Below are 1151 nucleotides of genomic sequence, written 5' to 3'. Positions count from 1 at the left end.
AGGTATGATTAACGCTCTGCTCAAACTTGATAATAGTGCGCCAATGCAACATCACGTGGATGATGCTAGCGCAGCCCTCTTTATCAATGACCCTAAAAAAGAATCTGGTTTGCAGAAGTTCTTTTATACTCACCCACCAATTTCAGAACGGGTGGAACGCTTGAAACAAATGTAATTCAGGGAAGGCTAATCATGTGATTGGCCTCTTTCTTTTAGCAGTTATTTTCTTTTTTAATTAAATAAATAAGTATCATACCTAGTCAATTCAACTTATTTCTGGCATAATAGATATATGAAACTAACGATTCAACGAATGGCTCGGATAGCCATTTTGTCAGCACTGGCAGTAGGATTGCGGTCAGCATTTATAGGATTACCTAATATTCAGCCTATTACAGCTATGTTTTTTGTGTCTGTCCTTTATTTGGGGTTAGTAGATGGTTTCTTGATTATGGCTTTGACCATGTCAATCTCAGGATTCATCTTTGGGTTTGGTCCCTGGGTTTTTAATCAAATCTTGGCCTTCGGCATTTTGATGGCTCTTTGGAGCTTGATTGCACCTAGGTTATCACTTGTTTGTCAGATTGCTTTAGTAACTATTTTATCCTTTCTCTACGGAGTTCTCTTGGATTATAGTTATGGCCTCCTATTTAAGAGCGGTCTTACCTTTGTTGTTTCTGGCCTTCTTTATGATACTTATCATGCAGTATCGACGCTTCTATTCTATCCATTTATTCAGTCTATTTTTAGGAGACTTTTGAAATGAAAAAATTATTGATATGTTTAGCTCTTGCCTTTTCTCTTGTTACTTTAGGTGCTTGTGGAAAAAATGAGTCTGCTAAACCTACTAGTAGCACAAACAATCATCAGTCTAAGGGTCAAGGCCAGGTTACTTTGATTTTAAAAACTAAAAAGGAAAGTAAGAAAAAATCCGTAGAATTCAAAAAAGGTGATACGGTCCTTGATGTTTTAAAAGAAATATATCCTGTTCAAGAAAATGATGGTTTTATTACTGAAATTGATGGAATTTCTCAAGACAAGGAGAAGGGGATTTATTGGATGTTTGATGTCAATGGAAAAATCGGTGAGAAAGCTGCTAATCAACTTAAAGTTCAAGATGGTGATGAAATCAAATTCTACCAAGAAAAGTA

General features: G+C 35.9%; 2 protein-coding genes. Both read left to right on the top strand.

Going from position 1 to position 1151, the window contains the following annotated elements; translation table 11 throughout:
* The first annotated feature begins 292 nt into the window (after window positions 1–292).
* Window positions 293–766, top strand: coding sequence for a membrane protein (locus CGS49_RS13600; protein WP_024704063.1), 474 nt, complete (start codon window positions 293–295; stop codon window positions 764–766).
* On the top strand, window positions 763–1151 hold a 389-nt coding region (locus CGS49_RS13595), incomplete at its 3' end, for a DUF4430 domain-containing protein (RefSeq protein WP_097802297.1). The genes CGS49_RS13600 and CGS49_RS13595, both read left to right, overlap by 4 nt.

It is taken from the genome of Faecalibacterium langellae, assembly GCF_002549775.1.
In the GTDB taxonomy this organism is placed as follows: domain Bacteria; phylum Bacillota; class Clostridia; order Oscillospirales; family Ruminococcaceae; genus Faecalibacterium; species Faecalibacterium langellae.
This window is presented reverse-complemented; position numbering and strand designations above follow the sequence as displayed.